General features: G+C 62.2%; 12 protein-coding genes and 1 pseudogene. 4 read left to right on the top strand and 9 right to left on the bottom strand.

Annotated elements, in window-relative coordinates; genetic code table 11:
* Positions 1 to 43: 43 nt before the first annotated feature.
* From QA649_RS27365 to QA649_RS27350, 4 genes and pseudogenes are all read left to right on the top strand, one after another.
* Positions 44 to 1174, top strand: coding sequence for an efflux RND transporter periplasmic adaptor subunit (locus QA649_RS27365; RefSeq protein ID WP_283026108.1), 1131 nt, complete (start codon positions 44 to 46; stop codon positions 1172 to 1174).
* Positions 1171 to 4350, top strand: coding sequence for a multidrug efflux RND transporter permease subunit (locus tag QA649_RS27360; protein WP_283019912.1), 3180 nt, complete (start codon positions 1171 to 1173; stop codon positions 4348 to 4350). The genes QA649_RS27365 and QA649_RS27360 overlap by 4 nt, the downstream gene beginning before the upstream one ends.
* A 70-nt stretch (positions 4351 to 4420) precedes the next feature.
* On the top strand, positions 4421 to 4870 hold the full coding sequence (locus tag QA649_RS27355) for a DUF983 domain-containing protein (RefSeq protein ID WP_283019911.1): 450 nt from the start codon (positions 4421 to 4423) through the stop codon (positions 4868 to 4870).
* A gap of 8 nt (positions 4871 to 4878) precedes the next feature.
* Positions 4879 to 6532: pseudogene (locus tag QA649_RS27350) on the top strand (glutamine--tRNA ligase/YqeY domain fusion protein); the annotation flags it as partial.
* Between the two features lie 174 nt (positions 6533 to 6706).
* On the opposite strand, the gene QA649_RS27345 reads toward QA649_RS27350, so the two are convergent.
* The 9 genes from QA649_RS27345 to QA649_RS27305 all read right to left on the bottom strand — a co-directional run bounded on the left by QA649_RS27345 (position 6707) and on the right by QA649_RS27305 (position 15194).
* Positions 6707 to 8914: a xanthine dehydrogenase family protein molybdopterin-binding subunit gene (locus QA649_RS27345; protein ID WP_283019910.1), complete on the bottom strand. Its 2208-nt coding sequence runs from the start codon at positions 8912 to 8914 to the stop codon at positions 6707 to 6709.
* Positions 8915 to 8918: 4 nt separating this feature from the next.
* A complete protein-coding gene (locus QA649_RS27340; protein ID WP_283019909.1) occupies positions 8919 to 9374 on the bottom strand; it encodes a (2Fe-2S)-binding protein in 456 nt (151 codons plus the stop codon).
* 89 nt (positions 9375 to 9463) lie between these two features.
* A complete protein-coding gene (locus QA649_RS27335; RefSeq protein ID WP_283019908.1) occupies positions 9464 to 10381 on the bottom strand; it encodes an NADP-dependent oxidoreductase in 918 nt (305 codons plus the stop codon).
* Between the two features lie 65 nt (positions 10382 to 10446).
* Positions 10447 to 11364, bottom strand: coding sequence for an NADP-dependent oxidoreductase (locus QA649_RS27330; protein ID WP_283019907.1), 918 nt, complete (start codon positions 11362 to 11364; stop codon positions 10447 to 10449).
* A 198-nt stretch (positions 11365 to 11562) separates the two neighbouring features.
* Positions 11563 to 12057 carry a DUF3788 domain-containing protein gene (locus QA649_RS27325; RefSeq protein ID WP_283019906.1) on the bottom strand — a complete coding sequence of 165 codons (495 nt, stop codon included), beginning with the start codon at positions 12055 to 12057 and terminating at the stop codon, positions 11563 to 11565.
* A gap of 75 nt (positions 12058 to 12132) precedes the next feature.
* Positions 12133 to 12846, bottom strand: coding sequence for an NAD(P)H-dependent oxidoreductase (locus QA649_RS27320; RefSeq protein WP_283019905.1), 714 nt, complete (start codon positions 12844 to 12846; stop codon positions 12133 to 12135).
* Positions 12847 to 12890: 44 nt separating this feature from the next.
* Complete coding sequence (locus QA649_RS27315) at positions 12891 to 13436, bottom strand: peroxidase-related enzyme (RefSeq protein WP_283019904.1); 546 nt, start codon at positions 13434 to 13436, stop codon at positions 12891 to 12893.
* A gap of 35 nt (positions 13437 to 13471) precedes the next feature.
* Entirely contained in the window at positions 13472 to 14107 is a 636-nt protein-coding gene (locus tag QA649_RS27310; RefSeq protein WP_258769889.1) for a nitroreductase family protein, read from the bottom strand.
* 709 nt (positions 14108 to 14816) lie between these two features.
* Positions 14817 to 15194, bottom strand: coding sequence for a cytochrome c family protein (locus QA649_RS27305; RefSeq protein ID WP_283019903.1), 378 nt, complete (start codon positions 15192 to 15194; stop codon positions 14817 to 14819).
* Between the last annotated feature and the right edge of the window lie 4 nt (positions 15195 to 15198).

The following is a 15198-nucleotide window of genomic DNA, read 5'->3' as shown; positions in this document are numbered from 1 at the left end:
TCGCGGTTCGTTTCGCCGCCTTGCACGATGCGGCGGCGCACCGATCGGTCTGCTGTTCGCGCTCGCGCTCGCTGGCTGCGACGAGAAGGCGCAATCGCAGGCGGCCGCGCCTCCGCCGCCGTCGGTGACGGTGGCACAACCGGTCAAACGGAGCGTCACCGACTGGGACGAGTTCACCGGCCGCTTCGAGGCGATCCAGGAGGTTCAGATCCGTGCCCGCGTCGGCGGCTTCGTTACCAATGTCGAGTTCAAGGACGGCGACATGGTTTATGCCGGCGACCTGCTTTACATCATCGACCCGCGGCCGTTTGAGGCGGTGGCCGAGCAAGCCAATGGCCAGCTTGCCGATGCCCGGGCAAAGACTGAGCTTGCTAAGCGCGAGCTCGATCGCGGGCTGAAGCTTGTCCAGACCAGCGCAGTCTCCGAACAGGTCGTCGACCAGCGCCGCCAGGCCTTGCAGGCCGCGAACGCCGCCGAGACTATCGCCGAGGGTGCGCTGAAGGCAGCCCAACTCAATGTCGAGTTCACGCATGTTGTGGCGCCGATCACCGGCCGCGTCAGCCGCCATCTCGTCAGTGTCGGCAATCTCGTCAGCGGCAGTGACAATGGCGCATCCACATTGCTGACCACCATCGTTTCAATGGATCCCATCTACATCTATTTCGATGTCGATGAGGCGACCTACCTGAAGAACAACAGACTGTGGTTCGAGGGCAAGAGGCCGAGCTCGCGCGACACGGCCAACCCCGTGCAGGTGACGCTCACCGGCGAGATGAAACCCTCGCATGAGGGCAAGATGGATTTCCTCGACAACCGGCTCGACGTGTCGACCGGCACGCTGCGCAGCCGCGCGATCATCCCCAACCACGATCTGTCCATTCTGCCCGGACAATTCGGTCGCGTGCGGCTGATCGGCTCCTCACCCTATGAACCGTTGCTGTTGCCGGATACGGCGATCGCGACCGACCAGTCGCGCAAGATCGTATTCGTGGTGAAGGATGACGACACGGTGGAAGCGCGAGCGGTCGAGCTCGGGCCTTTGGATGAAGGTCTGCGCGTAGTCCGTACGGGCCTCAAGCCGGAAGATCGCATCATCATCGACGGCATCCAGCGGGCCCGCGTCGGCGCCAAGGTCGCACCGAAGAAGGCCGAGAGCGGCGGCAAAAAGTCATGAATCTCGGGCGTCTTTCCATCAATCAACCCATCCTGGCGATGGTGCTGTCGATCGTGCTCCTGATCGTGGGAGCGATCGCCTACAGAACGTTGCCCGTCGCAGAGTATCCGGAAGTGGTGCCGCCGACCGTGGTAGTGACCGCGCAATATCCGGGCGCCTCCGCGCAGACCATCTCGGATACCGTCGCCGCTCCCATCGAGCAGCAGATCAACGGCGTCGAGGATATGCTGTACATGTACAGCCAGGCGACCTCGAATGGCCAGCTTACCATCACCATCACCTTCAAGCTCGGCACTGATCTCGACAAGGCGCAGGTGCTGGTGCAGAACCGCGTAGCAATTGCGCAGCCGCAATTGCCGGAGGAGGTGCAGCGCAATGGCGTCGTCACCAAGAAGGACTCGCCCGACATCCTCATGGTCGTGTTCATGCTGTCGCCCGACGATTCGCTCGACCAGCTATACATCTCCAACTATGCTTTGCTGCAGGTGCGCGACCAGTTGCTGCGGCTTGACGGCATCGGCGACATCCAGATCTTCGGCGCGCGCGATTATTCGATGCGGCTGTGGCTTGATCCCGACAAGATCGCGAATCTCGGCCTGACTTCGAACGATGTGGTTGCGGCGGTCCGCGCCCAGAACCTGCAGATTGCGGGCGGCCAGCTTGCGAGCCCACCGATTGCCGACCGCGCCTTCCAGCCGAATCTAACCTTCGTTGGCCGGCTGAAGGATCCGTCCCAATTCGAGGACATCGTCGTCAAATCGGGCCAGGACGGCCGCATCGTGCGCCTGCGCGACGTGGCGCGGATCGAGCTCGGCGCGCTCGACTATTCCACCAACAGCTTCCTGTTCCGCAAGTCAGCGGTGGCGTTGCGGGTGACGCAGCGGCCAGGGTCGAACGCGCTTGCGACCGCCAAGGGCATTAAGGACACGATGGAAAAACTGAAGGTCGGCTTCCCCAAGGGGCTCGACTACAATATCGGCTACAACCCCACCGAGTTCATCCGGCAGTCCATCAGCGAGCTGATCAAGACCATCTATGAAGCGATGGCACTGGTTGTCATCGTGGTGCTGGTGTTCCTGCAGGGCTGGCGTCCGGCGATCATCCCAATCGTGGCGATCCCGGTGTCGCTGGTTGGTACCTTTGCGGCCATGGCAGCCCTCGGCTATGGCATCAACAATCTCACGCTGTTCGGACTTGTGCTCGCAGTTGGCATCGTGGTCGATGACGCCATTGTCGTGGTCGAGAATGTCGAGCGGCATCTCGCGCAAGGCTTGAGCCGGCGCGATGCCGCGCTGAAGACGATGGAGGAGGTCGGCGGCGCGCTGGTGTCGATCGCGCTGGTGTTGTGCGCTGTGTTCGTGCCGACCGCGTTTCTCGGTGGCATTACCGGGCAGTTCTTCCAGCAGTTCGCGGTCACCATAGCGGTCGCGACAGCAATCTCCTGCTTCTGTTCGCTGACCCTGTCGCCGGCACTGGCTTCGCAGATCCTCCTTCCGCACGCGAAGAAGCGGCCACCGGCTGCCTGGAATTTGATCGCGCGCGGCTGGGAATGGTTTACCAGTCTGTTCAACCGCGGCTTTGATTGGCTGTCGCATTTTTATGCTGACGTCGCACGCTTCGTGATCCGGCATCGCGTGGTGATGCTGCTCGTCTATATGGTCCTGATCGGCAGCGCCGGCTGGCTGCTTGTCACCACGCCCCAAGGCTACATTCCGCCACAGGATCGCGGCTACGTGATCATATCGGCGCAATTGCCAGGCGCGGCATCGCTGGCGCGGACCACCGAGATCGTTCGCAGGATCGAGAGCATCGCGCTCGATACGCCTGGAATTTCGCATATTGCGGTCTTTGCAGGTCTGTCTGGAGCGACCCGCACACAGGCGAGCAACTCGGCGGCGTTGTTTCCGGTGTTCGAAGAACCGGAGGTGCGCCTCAAGAAGGGACTGAACGCGCGGGTTATCACGGCGGATCTGCGCAAGCGGCTGTCGGCCATCGAAGGTGCGTTCATCATCGTGATCCCGCCACCGCCGATCCCCGGCATCGGCACCGGCGGCGGCTTCACCATGCGCATCCAGGACCGGCAAGGCCGTGGTCCGAAGCTGCTGGCGGCGGCGACCGACGAACTCGTCGCAGCGGCGCGCAAGTCGCCGCTGCTCCTCGCCCCTACTGTGTTCTCGCCATTCTCCGCGAACACGCCGCAGGTCTTCGTCAACATCGATCAAGTCAGGGCGCAGAAGCTCGGCGTTCCCATCCAGAACATTACCGACACGATCCAGACCTATTTCGGCTCGACCTATGTCAACGACTTCAACCTGTTCGGCCGCACCTATCACGTCACCGCGCAGGCCGACCTGCCGTTCCGGAAGGAGCGTCCTGATCTTGCGCGGCTGCGGACCCGCAACGTCAATGCCGACACGGTGATGCTCGGCAGCGTCATAGATTTCAAGGACGTCGCGGGTCCCGATCGCGTCGCCCGCTACAATCTCTATCCGGCGGCCGAGCTGCAGGGCGAAGGCTTGCCGGGGACGAGTTCGGCGACCGCGATCGCCGCTATGAGGAAGCTTGCCGAGAATACACTGCCGAGTGGCGTTTCCTTCGAGTGGACCGACCTGTCCTATCAGCAGGTCACCGGCGGCAACACCGGATTGTTCGTGTTCCCGATCTGCGTGCTGTTCGTTTATCTGGTCCTGGCCGCGCAATACGGGAGCTGGAGCTTGCCGTTTTCTGTCATCCTGATCGTGCCGATGTGCTTGCTTGCCGCCACTATCGGGGTGCGCATCCTGGGCCAGGACGTCAACATCCTCACCCAGATCGGCTTCATTGTGCTGGTGGGATTGGCCGCCAAGAACGCGATCCTGATCGTCGAGTTTGCGCGGGACATCGAGCTCGAGGGCAAACCGCGCCTGGAGGCGGTGATCGAGGCTTGCCGGTTGCGACTGCGGCCGATCCTGATGACCTCGTTCGCCTTCATCCTCGGCGTGCTACCGCTGGTGATCTCCACCGGCTCCGGATCGGAGATGCGCCAGGCGGTCGGCGTCGCCGTCTTCTTCGGCATGCTCGGCGTCACGCTGTTCGGCCTGATCTTCACGCCGATCTTCTACATGGTGGTGCGCGACCTCGCGGAAGGCAAGAACGAGCGCAAGCCGACCCGGACGACGGCGGCTGCAGCGGAGTGAGTTGCGGTGACGCCGATGCGCGATGAAGCCGGAATAACTCATGCTGCCGTGTGAGGCAGGAGGACGGGCGATGGCCACGACAGTTGAAGGCAATGTTGGAAGTCACGACAACGACTGGACGTCTGCAGAGACTGCCGCGGGGCGTAACGTTAGCCTCTCCCTTTGGAGGGGCGTTCGAGGAAGGTGCCCGCGCTGCGGGCGCGGTCGCCTGTTTTTTGCGTTTCTCAAAGTCGACGACCACTGCTCTGTCTGCCGCCTCGATTTCACCGGCCACCGAGCCGACGACCTGCCGGCCTACTTAGTGATTGTCATCGTCGGACACGTCTTGATCCCGGTGATTCTCTGGATCGAGGTGGACTATGCACCGTCGCTGGCGTTTCAGCTTGGCGTCTATCTTCCGATTACAGCCTTGGCCTCGATAGTTCTCCTGCAGCCGGTCAAGGGCGCCGTCGTTGCACTGCAATGGGCGCTCAGGATGCATGGCTTCGGCGCGCACCCGCCCGACGAACTCCAGGCGTGAGGCGGAAGGTGCCTCAACAGAACGACGTCGGAGAAGCGGGCGCGAGCGCCAGCAATTTCGTCCGCGGCCTCATAGCGTCTGACGTCGAGACCGGCTGCACGCGTGTCGTGGTCACGCGCTTTCCACCCGAGCCGAACGGCTTCCTCCACCTGGGACACGCGAAGTCGATCGTCCTGAATTACGAGCTTGCGAAGGAATTCGGCGGCCGCTGCAACTTGCGCCTCGACGATACGAACCCGGCAAAGGAGAGGGTGGAGTACATCGACGCGATCAAGCGCGACGTCCAGTGGCTCGGATTCGATTGGGCGCAGGGCCTCCACTTCGCCTCCGACTACTTCGAGCAGCTCTACGCGTGGGCCTGCCATCTCGTTCGCATCGGCAAGGCCTACGTGGACGACCAGTCCGCACACGATATCAGAGAGGGCAGGGGGACATTGACGAGCCCTGGCCGGAACAGCCCGTTCCGCGACCGCAGCGTGAAGGAAAATGCTGAGTTGTTCGCGCGGATGCGCGCCGGCGAGTTCAGGAACGGCGAGCGGGTTCTCCGCGCGAAAATCGACATGGCGTCAGCGAACGTCAACCTGCGCGACCCGGTCATCTACCGTGTTCTCAACGCCAGCCATCCCCGCACCGGCACGGCCTGGCACATCTACCCGAGCTATGACTTCGCGCACGGCCAGTGCGACGCCATCGAAGGGGTGAGCCACTCGCTGTGCACCCTCGAGTTCGAGGATCACCGACCTCTTTACGACTGGTTCCTCGATAACCTCCCGGTGCCATCGCGACCCCGACAGTGAGTTCGCTCGCCTGGGTATTACGCATACCGTCCTCTCAAAACGCGTGCTGACGGAGCTAGTGCGCGACGGCCGCGTGGCGGGCTGGGATGACCCGAGGATGCCGACGCTTGCAGGCCTGCACCGACGTGGCGTGCCCCCCGAGGCGGTGCGTCGGTTCATACGCGGCATCGGAGTTTCGAAGGCCAACAGCACGGTCGACGACGGTGTCCTGGACGCAGCGATCCGGGATGTCCTTAATGAGCGGGCTCCCCGACGACTGGCGGTGCTCAAGCCGCTCAAGGTGACAATTGAGAACTACTATGTCGGCCGGATAGAGGAGTTAATTGCTCCAAACCACCCGGCGGACCCGGCCTTCGGGACGAGAGTCGTCCGGTTCTCCCGCGAGGTGTACATCGAGCAAGACGACTTCCACGAGGCACCACCACATGGTTTCCGGCGCCTCGCGCCGGGCCGCGAGGTGAGGCTCCGCTACGCCTACCTCGTCACTTGCCGTGATGTCGTGAAGGACGCAGCAGGCCGTGTGGTCGAGCTACGCTGCACCTACGACCCCGACAGCAGGGGTGGCGCCGGCGGGCGAAAAGTCGGGGCGACAATCCACTGGATCAGCGCCGTTGATGCTTTGCCAGCAGAGGTCAGGCTCTACGGCCGGCTCTTCTCAGCAGCAAGGCCGAGCCCGACGGACCTCGCGGCCGACCTCAACCCACATTCCATACATACGCTACGCGGCTGCCTCGTCGAGCGCGCAACCGCCTCCGATCCCCATGGCGAGGCGTTGCAGTTCGAGCGCCAAGGCTATTTCAGCCACGACGATGATTCCCGACCCGAACGGCTGGTCTTTAATCGAACCGCCTCGTTGCGCGAGAGCCCGGGAAAGCCACAGCCCCCCGGAGCAACTCCTTGCTACAACCCAAGCAGCGCCGTACTGTCTAAGGCCACTCCCTCGAGTGGTGCATCTCGCGGAATCATCCCATTTGGGGCCAGTCGGCTCCGGACAGTCATCCCGTGCGCGCTGCGACGCGCACGGGATGATGGGCAAGGACTATGACGACGACTTCAGCAAATCCGTGTCGAACGGCAGCCTGCGCAAGCGCTTCCCGGTGGCGGCGAAGATCGCATTGTTTACCGCAGCACTGACAATGGCCGTCGGGGCTTCACCAATGCCACCTGGAGCTTCTGCGTTCTTGATCAAGTGCGTCTCCACCACCGGCACCTCGTCGATACGCATCGGCAGATAGCTGTCGAAATTGCTCTGCTCGACGCGTCCATCCTTGAAAGTGATAGACCCATGGAGCGCAGCGGTCAGCCCGAAAAGCGTTCCACCCTCAACCTGTGCTTCGATCGTATCCGGATTGACGTACATGCCGCAATCAACCGCACAGACGATCCGCTTTACCTTGACAGAGCCGTCGGCCGCCACTTCGACCTCGGCGACCTGCGACAGGTAACTTCCAAATGCGAATTGTACCGAAATCCCGCGGCCATGCCGTGCGGGAAGTGGTGATCCCCACCTTGCTTTTTCCGCGGCAAGGGACAGAACACCAAGCGCTCGCGGATTGTGACCGAGCAATCCCTTGCGATAAGCGACAGGATCCTGCTTTGCGGCATGCGCGAGCTCATCCATGAAGCTTTCGACCACAAAAACATTGTGAGTCGGTCCGACGCCGCGCCAGAAAGCCGTCCGGACACCAGGGGGCTCGACCCGGACATAGTCGACGTGGATATTGGGCAGCGCATATGGCGGCTTGGCCGCCGCTTCTACGGCATCGAGATCCAATCCGTCCTTGAACCAATAGGGAACATAGCGAGCGGCGATTGAGGAGCCGGCGATCCGATGCGTCCAGGCAACCGGCTCGCCGACCGCATCAAGTCCGGCCGACAGTCGATCGAAGTAGTACGGCCGATACATATCGTGCTGGATGTCTTCCTCGCGGCTCCAGATCACCTTCACCGGGCCATCGACGTGCTTGGCGATCTTGACGGCCAGCACCGTGCCATCGGCCTCCAGTCTTCGGCCGAAGCCACCGCCAATCAGATGATTGTGAATCTTGATCGCATCCCTTGGCAGACCGCTGAGTTCGGCGACCAGAGACTGCGTGAGCGATATCGCCTGCGTCCCGACCCAAACGTCGCAACGATCCTTCTGCAGATGAACGGTGCAGTTCATCGGCTCCATCGCCGCATGGGCCAGGAAAGGCACCTGATAGACGGCTTCGAGCCGTTGCGCCGCTTGAGCAAGAGCCTTCCCTGCATCGCCATCTCTACGGGCAACTGCGCCCGGCTTTTTGGATTCCTCCTCCAATTGCTTGACGATATCGGCGTTGTTAACCGTGCCATTCGGCCCATCGTCCCACGTGATGGCGGCAGCCTCGAGCCCCTTCTTCGCCGCACCCATGTGATCCGCCACGACTGCAACAGCTTCATCGATATTGACCACCCGCCGGACGCCCTTCACTGCCAGCGCAGCCTTCTCGTCCACCATTTTCGCCTTGCCACCGAGCACAGGCGAAATAGCAACCGCGGCAACCTTCATACCCGGCAATCGTGCGTCGATGCCGTAGAGTGCGCGCCCATCGACCTTTATCGATGAATCTACGCGCTTCGCACGCGTGCCGATCAGGGTGAAATCCTTCGGATCCTTCAACCTAACACTTGCTGCGGGCGGCACCGGCAATTTCGCTGCAGCCTTCGCAAGTTCACCGTAGCTCAGATGCTTCGAGCCGGACGCATTGAACACGATGCCGTTCTTGGCATGGCAAGTCGCTGGATCGACATTCCACCGCTTGGCAGCAGTCGCAATCAGCAGATTACGACCCACTGCGCCTGCCTGACGCAGCGGCGTCCAGAAGGCACGTACGGAGGAGGAAGCACCTGTAGTTTGAATGTGCAGGAACGTGTTGGCGTAAAGTGCATCATTTGCCGGCGCATGCTGAACCTGAATCTGGTCAAGCTCCACTTCCAGTTCTTCAGCCAGAAGCATTGAGAGCGCCGTGTAAACCCCCTGTCCCATCTCGGCCATCGGCATCATCAGGGTCACGGGGCCGGTTGGATTGATCCGTATAAATCCATTCGGCGCAAAAGTACCCGTGACATCGTTTTCGACCACCCGCGAAGCAGGCGCCGCGAAGACGGACGCCGTGCTTGCACCGGTCAGCGCAAAACCAAGCAGCAAACCTGTGCCATGAAGAAAGGCGCGCCTCGACACCGCTGTTTCCTCGGCAATCCGCTCTCTCAGAATAGGCCCATCCATGATCTCAAGCTCCCGCGGCGTGCTTGATCGCAGCGCGGATGCGCTGATACGTGCCGCAACGGCACACATTGCCTGACATGCCGGCGTCGATGTCGTGATCGGCCGGCTTCGGCGTGTCCTTCAGCAGCGCCGCCGCCGACATGATCTGGCCGGACTGGCAGTAGCCGCACTGCACCACCTCCAGCTCCAGCCACGCCTTCTGCAAGGCCGCGCCCTGCGGCGTCTGGCCGATCGCCTCGATCGTGGTGACGGCGCTCTCGCCGACGCTGTCGACCGTGGTGATGCAGGACCGCGTCGCCGCGCCGTCGACATGCACGGTGCAGGCGCCGCACAGCGCCTTACCGCAACCGAACTTGGTCCCGGTCATGCCGAGCACGTCGCGCAGCACCCACAGCAGCGGGGTGTCGCCGTCGACGTCAACCTCATGGGGTGTGCCGTTGATCTTTAACATGAAAGCCATGACTGCCTCTTGGTAGCAGCGATTGATAGGATGCCGCCCGCCGACTGGACAGCGCCGGCCGGCCGCGTGCATCGATGGACGCGTGTCGCTCACGGACGAACGCGGATGACTGTCTTCCCGTTGCGTCGCTCGGTCGCGTTGAAGGTGGCGACAGCCTCGTCGAGGGTCGAGACGATGCCGATGTTCGTCCGCAGTCGTCCGTCCCGCACCCGCCGGACGATCTCACTCAGTTGGGCGCGATCGGACTCGACAACGAAGTCGACCGCCAGGCCGTCGGCGGGCCGCGCCTCGGTCGGACCGACGATGGACACCAGCGTTCCTCCGGCTCGAATCAGGCCTGCGGACCGCTTCTGGATGTCGCCGCCGATGACATCAAACACCAGATCGACTCTGCCGACGTCTTCCAGGGCGTCGTTCTCGAGGTCGACGAACTCTTTCGCGCCGAAGTCGAGCGCCTTCTGACGGTCGGCGGCGCGTCCGGTGCCGATGACGTGGGCGCCGGCCTCTCGTGCGAGTTGCGTCACCATCGACCCGACTGCGCCGGCCGCGCCGTGCGCGAGGACGCTCTGCCCCGCCCGGAGACGGCCGTGCTCGAACAGTCCCTGCCACGCGGTTAGGCCTGAGATCGGCAGGCTCGCGGCCACCGTGAAGTCGACGTCGCCCGGCAGCGGCGCGAGGTTGCGTGCCTCGATGGCTACATACTCCGCCAGGGAGCCGTCGCGATACCAGTCGGCGAGGCCGAACACCCGCTGACCTACCGACAATCCCGTCGTGCCGTAGCCGAGAGAGGTAACCACTCCGGCCAGCTCGTGGCCGGGGATCGACGGTGTTCGGTCACGGTCGCGGCGATCGGTCCAGGTCGGGGGCCACGTCAGCTCAGTCGGGACGAACCCCGACGCATGAATCTGAACGACGACGTCGTTTATCGCTGCCTGCGGCTCGGGCCGCTCCGCCAGCTTCATCCCGGCCGTTCCCGCAGCCTGGTCCGTTACAACGATCGCCTTCATGTGAATTGTCTCCTCGGTCATTTGTCTCTTTGGTGGAAGTGTCGCAGTGACAGGCGCATGTCGCCTCACGGACGAACGCGGATGATCGTCTTCCCGCTGATCCGCTTGGTCGGATTGAAAGCGGCGACGGCATCGTCGAGGGTCGCGATGTTGCCGATGTTCGTCCGCAGTCGTCCGTCCCGCACCCGCTGGACGATCTCACTCAGTTGGGCCCGATCGGACACGAGAACAAAGTCGATCGTCAGGCCATCGGCCGGCCGCGCCTCGGTTGGCCCGGCGATGGTCACCAGTGTTCCTCCGGCTCGAATCAAGCCTGCGGACCGTTTCTGGATGTCGCCGCCGATGACATCGAACACCAGATCGACTCCGCCGACGTCTTCAAGGACGTTGTTGTCAAGGTCGACGAACTCCTGCGCGCCGAAGTCGAGCGCCTTCTGACGGTCGGGGGCGCGTCCGGTGCCGATGACGTAAGCGCCGGCCTCTCGTGCGAGCTGCGTCACCATCGAACCGACTGCGCCGGCCGCGCCGTGTACGAGGACGCTCTGCCCCGCCTGAAGATGGCCATGCTGGAACAGCCCTTGCCATGCGGTCAGGCCCGGCATCGCCACGCTGGCGCCCACCGTGAAGTCGACGTCGCTCGGCAGTGGCGCGAGGTTGCGTGCCTCGATGGCCACATATTCCGCCAAGGTGCCGCCGCGATATGAGTCCGAGAGGCCGAACACCCGCTGTCCGACCGACAGCCCCGTCGTGCCGTAGCCGAAAGCGGTGACCACTCCGGCCAGCTCCTGCCCAGGGATCGACGGTGTTCGGTCACGGTCGAGGCGATCCGTCCAGGTCGAGGGCCACGTCAGCTCACCCGAGGTGAATCCCGACGCATGAACCTGAACGACGACGTCGTTTATCGCTGCCTGCGGCTCGGGCCGCTCCGCCAGCTTCATCCCGGACGTTCCCGCAGCCTGGTCCGTTACCACGATTGCTTTCATGGGAATTGTCTCCTCAGAGATTTATTGGTTCGGGGTAAATTACAGGCGCGGAAGGTCTTTTCGATCTCTCACGCAACTGTTTATCGGCTCGACGCCTTCCGCGACGACCTTGATGTCGAATTCCTGTGTGATGTCGGCTAGACCGCTGATCGCGTTCCTCGGAGCCATCGCGCGGCGAACCCAGCATTTTTGCGAACTTCAACCGCGCGACGGTGGCGGGCGCTTCAAAGTGAGAAGCTCCGCCACATCGTGCAGATCATCCGCCGATGAGATGGCAACTGTCAGCCATTTTCCGTCGATGTATGTTTTGGCTTCGTCATAGAGCTTGACCAAGTGCGGACGCCAGACATAACGCCGCTCCTCAAACTTCTCTCGTTCAGCTCCACCCATGACCACCACGGTCGAAAACAGCCGATATTCCGGCACCAAGGTGCAGAACGCCCTGGTCTTCTTGTAGCGCAAGGACCAACCGCGGTTTCTGCCACCGTAGAGCCAGTCCGGCGCGAAAACTCCAGGGTAGAATTCGACGATCCAGTTCCGCAGCTCGGTCCAATACCCGAACGACTTTGGTCCGATCCACTCGCGGACGGCACCGTCATCGGGCGGTGCTGATTTGTCGGTGATCCTGTCGCCGATTTTGGGAAGCGTCACGCCATCGGCGGCTGTTACTCTCGTTCCGATAGGTAAAATCATCAAAAGACCTCGTGTTCATGGTCCGGCGGAGGCCGGAGGATTATGATGCGGGCGTGCCTAGCGCTTGCGGCGCCCTTAGTGAGCTCCTGGTACGACGCTCTCCGGAGCATGGGGGTGTGCCTCGCGATGCGGTTTACCGGTGCCTGAGGGCACTGCAGGGCAGCCATCGACGCCTCGAAGCTGTCCCATGACAGTCAGATCGAGAGCGGCAAGCGCTTTCTCCCTCGCCAATGGAGCTTGCTCTCGGTCGAGGAACGCGGTGGCCTCTAGAGGGATAAATTGCTGGGTCTTCAGCCCAATGGAACTAAGTGCCAGCGACAGATATGGCGTGAGGAAGTCCGGCTGGTTGGCTCGGTCGCCGGTAAAGACGCCGCCAGAGGCGACGCCGATGAACACCGGACGATCCCGGAGCATTCCCACCTTTCCGGCGGGCGTCGACATCATCGTGCGACCGACGCGCAAGATTTGATCGATCCACGCTTTGAGGACCGAGGGAATAGCGAAGTTGTGCATGGGCGTTCCGATGACAACAACATCGGCCGCTTCGACTTCCCGGATAAGCGCTTCGGAAATATCCAGAGAACCCTTCGGCGGGGCGGCTAACGTGGCGGGCGACGCCAACGCGGCGGCATAGTTAGCCACGGTGTGGGGCAAGGGTTCGAACCCTAAATCACGCCGGGTAATGCTCGCCCCGGGCGCAACCTCGAGAAGCTTTTCGGCGATCGCGGCCGAAAGCTCACGGCTATGCGATTCTCGACGCGGACTGCTATCAATATGGAGAATGTGCATGCGATCGATCCCAATGGCTTCGACAAATTGCGAGGGGACAAAGCTCAGATCGAGCCGGCCGGCGCAACGGCAGGAAAGTCCTTCTCGGGATCGAACACGTTGTTGAAGAAATTCGTCAGGGAGTACATAGCCACCAGCGCGACGATCTCCATGACGTTCGCATCCGTGTAGCCCGCATTGCGCACGGCTTTCAGATCGGCGTCACTGACCTTGCCGCGGGTCTCGATGACTTTGCGCGCAAACTGGACGGCGGCGTCTCGCTTCGGGTCGCTTGCATGGCCCTTCCGAGCGAGAATGATTTCATCGGCCGGCAGCTTGGCCATATGGTCGGCCGTAAAGCTGTGAACTGTCAGGCAATAGTTGCAGCCATTCACTTCGGAGACAGCAAGGCCGATGCTGTCACGCGTCTTCACGTCCAGCGCCTTGCTCAAGGAGCCGAGCAGGGCGGCCCACGCGTTGAACGCGATCGGGCTATGCGCGAAGGTCGCCAGCATATTTGGGGTAAACCCGATGTTCTTGGTGATCGTGTCGAGGGTCGGTTTTGAATCGGCCGGCACCTGTTCCGGCTTTAGAGCTGCACTTCTTGGCATCGTAGTCTTCCGTAAGTTGTGGGCTTTACTAATACTCAAACGAGATCCAGCACGTCGGCGACCGGACGGCGCGGCTTCTGCGCCCAGTTTCCCGGACGCTCCGGCCCCACGGACAACAGCATGACCGGTACTTCGTCCTCGGCCAGTCCGAACTCGCGGTGCACCGCTTCGGCGTCGAAACCGATCATCGGCGTCGAACCCAAGCCCAGTGAGCGGGCCGCATAGATCATCGCCGCCGCGCCGAACGTGCCGGTGCGTACTGCCTCGTCGCGCTGGCGCTGCGGGTATTCCATGTACAGATCGCGTGCGGGGATTTCCCATTCCGGCACCATCTTTGCCGGCATAATGCCCGCTTCCACCAGCGGTGCCAGACGCTCTGGTACTACGCTGGAATCGGCCAACTGGCCGCAGACGATGAAGGTAACGGCTGCTTCGGTGATCGCGGGCTGATCCCAAGCGAGCGGACGCAACCGAGCCTTTGCTTCAGGCGTGCGTACGGCGATGAAGCGCCAGTTCTGCAAGTGGAAGGACGTCGGCGCGGTGGTACCGATTCTCACCAGCTCGCGGATTTGTTCGTCGCTCAAGGTGGCGGCAGGATCGAAGTACTTCGTGGCGCTGCGGCTCAGGATGCATTCGATGACGCCGTTGGTCATGGTGATTCCGTCAGTCATGGTGATTCCTATGGGTGAGGGGATAGGTTGAGGTACGAGAGTGCTTTCGCTTTCTCTGTTGAAAATGCTGCGGCGATGGGTCCGTTCGACATCTAGTGCCGGGAGCCATGGGTAGTTTCCGAAAGCGAAGGCAGAACAGTGTGACCTCGCTTCCAGAACTGGTGTCGGTCGGCGGCTTGACCAGTGACACATCAGCGTCCACTACGTTCGCGGTCGGACCGGCTGAAACCGCTTCGCTCATCTACGCGTGCGCCGCCACGGTGGCCGCGACCAGGGAGACCGCAACAACTGGGTCGACGGTCCTAGGTGATTTCATGGGGGGCTCCTTTGTTGCCCGCGCGCGGCACGGTGGCTCGACGCAATGGCTTCATGCGATGTCGAGGCGGCCGCGTGTCCGGCCGACCCGGTGGCCTCAGGATCGGACGCAGCCGGCGAAATTAGAAATTCCGTTTGATCATGCATTCGATAAGCGCGGGGTATCGTTGTCTAAAAGTGCTGTGCGCGTGCGCCCCGTCGGTCTGGACAGGGAAACGCATGGCGTAACCGCCGCTGCGCTCGAAGCACACAGGCGGCCACACTCGTAACGCATGGCGGTGAGCATTTCAGACAGAGCATCACGCAATTCCGACGCCTGCACACATTGGTCGGCGGCATCGATGTTTTGCGTGCGAATGCATGGCGTCTCGCTGACGCCTCGCTCAACGAGCCGTTACTTCAACGTAGCGAGATAGGCAACGAGGTCCGTCCGGTCCGTCGGGTTCTTCAGCCCTGCGTAGGGCATCCTGTTTCCGGGAACCACTTGCTGTGGCGATTCCAGATACGCATCGAGGATCTTCGTATCCCAGACAATGTCGGACTTCTTCATCGCGCTACTATAGCTGAAGCCGGGAACCGTACCCGCCTTCCTGCCGTTGATTCCCCCCAGGCCCGGCCCGGCGCGACTGGCATGATCTGTCGCATGGCAAGCTGCGCAAGCTTTGAAGATGGTTTTTCCGTGCTCGGCGTCCTGTGCGTAGCCGCGATTCGCGGTTGGTCCCGCAAGTACGAGCACCGCGATAAACGCGCCAATCTTTCCCGCGCTTTTCATAGGG

Origin of the sequence: Bradyrhizobium sp. CB1717, from assembly GCF_029714325.1 — a bacterium.
Lineage (GTDB): Bacteria > Pseudomonadota > Alphaproteobacteria > Rhizobiales > Xanthobacteraceae > Bradyrhizobium.
Note: the sequence above shows the minus strand (reverse complement) of the source record. Positions and strands in the feature narration are given on the sequence as shown.

Coding starts and splice junctions, on each gene's coding strand:
- QA649_RS27360 (WP_283019912.1), top strand. CDS start 1,171: ATGAATCTCGGGCGTCTTTCCATCAATCAACCCATCCTGGCGATGGTG.
- QA649_RS27355 (WP_283019911.1), top strand. CDS start 4,421: ATGGCCACGACAGTTGAAGGCAATGTTGGAAGTCACGACAACGACTGG.
- QA649_RS27345 (WP_283019910.1), bottom strand. CDS start 8,914: ATGGATGGGCCTATTCTGAGAGAGCGGATTGCCGAGGAAACAGCGGTG.
- QA649_RS27340 (WP_283019909.1), bottom strand. CDS start 9,374: ATGGCTTTCATGTTAAAGATCAACGGCACACCCCATGAGGTTGACGTC.
- QA649_RS27335 (WP_283019908.1), bottom strand. CDS start 10,381: ATGAAGGCGATCGTTGTAACGGACCAGGCTGCGGGAACGGCCGGGATG.
- QA649_RS27330 (WP_283019907.1), bottom strand. CDS start 11,364: ATGAAAGCAATCGTGGTAACGGACCAGGCTGCGGGAACGTCCGGGATG.
- QA649_RS27325 (WP_283019906.1), bottom strand. CDS start 12,057: ATGATTTTACCTATCGGAACGAGAGTAACAGCCGCCGATGGCGTGACG.
- QA649_RS27320 (WP_283019905.1), bottom strand. CDS start 12,846: ATGCACATTCTCCATATTGATAGCAGTCCGCGTCGAGAATCGCATAGC.
- QA649_RS27315 (WP_283019904.1), bottom strand. CDS start 13,436: ATGCCAAGAAGTGCAGCTCTAAAGCCGGAACAGGTGCCGGCCGATTCA.
- QA649_RS27310 (WP_258769889.1), bottom strand. CDS start 14,107: ATGACTGACGGAATCACCATGACCAACGGCGTCATCGAATGCATCCTG.
- QA649_RS27305 (WP_283019903.1), bottom strand. CDS start 15,194: ATGAAAAGCGCGGGAAAGATTGGCGCGTTTATCGCGGTGCTCGTACTT.